The organism is Rubritalea sp., from assembly GCF_051252225.1.
GTDB lineage: Bacteria > Verrucomicrobiota > Verrucomicrobiia > Verrucomicrobiales > Akkermansiaceae > Rubritalea.
The window spans coordinates 1-3,840 of the sequence record NZ_JBPOGE010000033.1 but is presented as its reverse complement, the minus strand read 5'-3'; the positions used below and the strand labels follow the sequence as shown (position 1 = coordinate 3,840).

The 3,840-nt window shown below is 42.5% G+C and carries 4 protein-coding genes; all 4 read right to left on the bottom strand.

Features of this window, described 5'->3' with window-relative positions; all coding sequences use genetic code 11:
* Positions 1 to 144: 144 nt before the first annotated feature.
* Entirely contained in the window at positions 145 to 552 is a 408-nt protein-coding gene (locus ACSHX2_RS15135) for a hypothetical protein (RefSeq protein ID WP_435693796.1), read from the bottom strand.
* A gap of 623 nt (positions 553 to 1,175) precedes the next feature.
* Complete coding sequence (locus ACSHX2_RS15130) at positions 1,176 to 1,457, bottom strand: hypothetical protein (protein ID WP_435693795.1); 282 nt, start codon at positions 1,455 to 1,457, stop codon at positions 1,176 to 1,178.
* A gap of 490 nt (positions 1,458 to 1,947) precedes the next feature.
* Positions 1,948 to 2,361 (bottom strand): hypothetical protein, encoded by a 414-nt coding sequence (locus tag ACSHX2_RS15125; protein WP_435693794.1) that lies wholly within the window; start codon positions 2,359 to 2,361, stop codon positions 1,948 to 1,950.
* 608 nt (positions 2,362 to 2,969) lie between these two features.
* Positions 2,970 to 3,275 carry a hypothetical protein gene (locus tag ACSHX2_RS15120; RefSeq protein ID WP_435693793.1) on the bottom strand — a complete coding sequence of 102 codons (306 nt, stop codon included), beginning with the start codon at positions 3,273 to 3,275 and terminating at the stop codon, positions 2,970 to 2,972.
* Positions 3,276 to 3,840: the final 565 nt, after the last annotated feature.

Here is a 3,840-nt window from a genome sequence, read left to right as displayed (position 1 = left end):
ACTATTAACCAAAGATCTTCAGATTCACGCTAACGTAAAGCACACCAATCACTGAACTCTCAGCGCGCTTTGTTTTTGGGTTAATGTTTGGAGATTGATAATGGGACGACTCTCGACGGTGAAGGGATTGGGTGCAGCGTCTTGTTATCCAAGTTTGTTTTTGAGGTGGTAGTGCCTAGCGTGGAACCATTCAGCAGGCTTATTTTCATCTAAGTAAAGCTGTCTGTAGGGTTCGTTAGAAGAAGTTAAAACAAAATCAGAGCCTTTCTGTTTGTAATCCCAACCTAGTTCTACTGCTTCGGCAATGTAACCTTCTATATCTATGCGCACTATGGTTTCAAAGAATTTATGATCTTCACTACATAGAGGCGGTTTTACTGCGTAGTCATGTTGCATCACACCAGTTACGATTAGTTTACTAGCGTTGTGATTTTCACTTTGGATTGTGATGTTAAGTTCGTAAATTCCGTTTGATACTGGCTTCGAAGAAATCTTATAACGAAAGTTAGTGTCTTCAAATGATGCGTTGCGTGCTTTTGCCTTCGAGATCATGGATTTAGGATAACGTAAAGCACACCAACCGAGTACTCAGCCAGAAAGCTTTGGATTAAGATTTAAGTGTGAATGTAGTGAAAGGAGAGTCGCGCTCAAACGCGGTACGAGGTTGGGTGCAGCGTCTTGTTCTGCAAGTCGATCTAGTAAAGGTACAGGATGAATATGAGTGAAAACTTCGTGTTGAAAAGCAGAGAATAGAGAGCAGTGGATTTTCGGAGAATAGAGCACACAAGCCGAGAGAATCTGGAATGTGAAGGATTGAAACTGAAACCGGTAATTACTCTGAATGGAAAAGCCAAAGTGGATCTTCGGAAAATGTCAGGAATGAATAATCCTCCGTGAATCAACTTCCTTTAGAAATCGGAACTTAGCTAACTGGCGTGCTTGAATGTCCAAATGGAGAATTTCTATGCTGAGATCGAAGTCGAACAAGCTGAGGAGTGCGTAAGTGGGAAATGTTCAAATTTAGCAGAACGTAAAGCACACCAACCGAAGACTCGGCCAGAAAGCTTTGTTTGTGAGTTTAGAGTTTGAGTGTAGTGAAGATTTTGAAAAACGTAAACGCGGTCTGAGGTTGGGTGCAGCGTCTTGTTCTGCAAGGCAATTTGAAACCTTAAAACTCAGAATCTCATCTTAGGTTTATTATCGGAATATGGATCGGACATATCTGCGCCTAGAGCCATTCGCCAGCCAATACGAATGATTACTAGACCAATTATAAAGCAGGCAACGGAACCTAAGCCAAACTTCCAGAGAAGCGATGAGTCTGTTTCTGGCATGTTTGAGATCGCTTTATAAAATCCATAGCCGAAAATCAGTGAGAAAATAATTGGAATAAAGCCAAAGAGAGAAAAAACACAGCCTGCAGGTGATGCTTTTGTAGGTTTTATGGTGTAGGACATGTTCAATTTAGCAGAACGTAAAGCACACCAATCACTGAACTCTCAGCGCGCTTTGGGTTTGGGTTAATGTTTGGAGATTGGAAATGGCTCGACTCTCGGCGGTGAAGGGATTGGGTGCAGCGTCTTGTTAGCGAAGTCGATGCGTTAGATGTGCTGGTCGCGTACACCTAATCTGGATGAGACAAACTAAGGGAAATCAGGTAATTTTGGAAAGACTAATCTGGATTCGTACTTGGGTTTAAGAATGTACTGAAATGATCTTACCAAGTTCGTCCTGTTTGAAGATGGGGTGGTGAGTCACCGTAATGGAAAAGACTGTAAATCAGATAGAACTATTATCCAAAGATCTTCAGATTTACGCTAACGTAAAGCACACCAACCGAGTACTCGACCAGAAAGCTTTGGATTAAGATTTAAGTGTGAATGTAGTGAAAGGTGAGTCGCGCTCAAACGCGGTACGAGGTTGGGTGCAGCGTCTTGTTAGCTAAGGCTATTTTGGGAGTTCGGATAGCATCTTCTGAAGCTTCTCATTATGCGGTGCGTACTCTTCAACATAATCTGAGACTGTCTCATCTTCAGAATCAAAATCATCTTTAGACATGTAGTACCTTCGGATTTGTTCAACTGCTATGTCCTCAACTTCTTGAATGTCGTTTTTATCTAAAGCCCTTAAAGTACTTAAACCTGCTGAGGCTAACATTGTGTATTCGTATTCCCATCCGTCAGCCATTCGCTGAGCTGTTTCGTCAGTTATGGAGCTAAACTCCTCTTCCGAGATTCCTAAATCTTGAAGGTCACGCCATATTTCCATTCCTGGTGTATGCCAAAAACCAACATACTTACCGATCATGAAAGAGGCGGTCAATGCTGCTATGGCGGGGAAGACTTTGAGAAAACGTTTCATATTTAAGCTAACGTAAAGCACACCAACCGAAGACTCGGCCAGAAAGCTTTGTTTGTGAGTTTATAGTATGAGTGTAGTGAAGATTTTGAAAAACGTAAACGCGGTCTGAGGTTGGGTGCAGCGTCTTGTTCTGCAAGTCGATCTAGTGAAGGAACAGGGTGAATATGAGTGAAAACGTCGTGTTGAAAAGCAGAGAATAGAGAGCTGTGGATTTGCTACGGAGAATTGAGCACACAAGCTGAGAATCTATAATCTGAAGGATCGAAATTGAAATTGGTGATTACAGTGAATGGAAAAGCCAAAGTGGGTCTTCTGAAAATGTCAGGACTGAATTATCTAGAACGAATCAACTGCATTTAGAAACAGGAACTTAGCTAACTGGCGTGATTGAGTGTCCAAATGGAGATTTTATCCGCTGAGATCGAAGTCGAACAAGCTGAGGAGTGCGTAAGTGGGAAATGTTCAAATTTAGCAGAACGTAAAGCACACCAACCGAGTACTCGACCAGAAAGCTTTGGATTAAGATTTAAGAGTGAATGTAGTGAAAGGTGAGTCGCGCTCAAACGCGGTACGAGGTTGGGTGCAGCGTCTTGTTAGACAAGAGCAGTCTAGCCGCCCAGACCAGACGAATAACCAAAAATCAGGAGTTTTTTAGAAGGCATGTGAATGATGACTGGGACATAACCATCAAAAGGATCGCCGACCTTTCTGAAATAGACCGGGTCTGAACCCGAAGACGAAAACTGAAGTGAATCAAACTCTACGTATGTAGTTTCAGCCCAGTCACCTTCGATGATTGCTTTAATGGTGGAGTCAGTTGAATCGTCATAGAAAAGTTGGAATGCACCATCTCGGTACTGAGATCTGTAGCTGTCTTCAAGTTGGGCTAGATCAACTCCAAAAGCGTCTGACATAAGATGATCTCTGTTAAATCGTGAGCATGAACAGAGAGTGATGAATAATGTACAGATTAGGGTAGATCGTATCATATTTAGTCTAACGTAAAGCACACCAATCACTGAACTCTCAGCGCGCTTTGGTTTTGGGTTGATGTTTGGAGATTGAAAATGGCTTGACTCTCGACGGTGAAGGGATTGGGTGCAGCGTCTTGTTAGCGAAAGCGATGCTTTAGATGTGCTGGTTGCGTGAACCTAATCTGGATGAGACGAATCTAGGAAACGTAGGTGAATGTGAAAAGGGGAATCTGGATCATCTGGAGAGGTTCTCAGAGAAGACGTGGAGTTCAGAAAGCGACATGCTGAGACGAATGATGTGAAAACATAGAATTCAGAAAACGGAGATCTGCGATTCGGAACTACCTGAAATGATGGAATGTGAAATCGAATGCTAAAACCTAACTGCCAAAATTTACGCTAACGTAAAGCACACCAACCGAAGACAGGGCCAGACAGCTTTGTTTGTGAGTTTAGAGTTTGAGTGTAGTGAAGATTTTGAAAAGTGTAAACGCGGTCTGAGGTT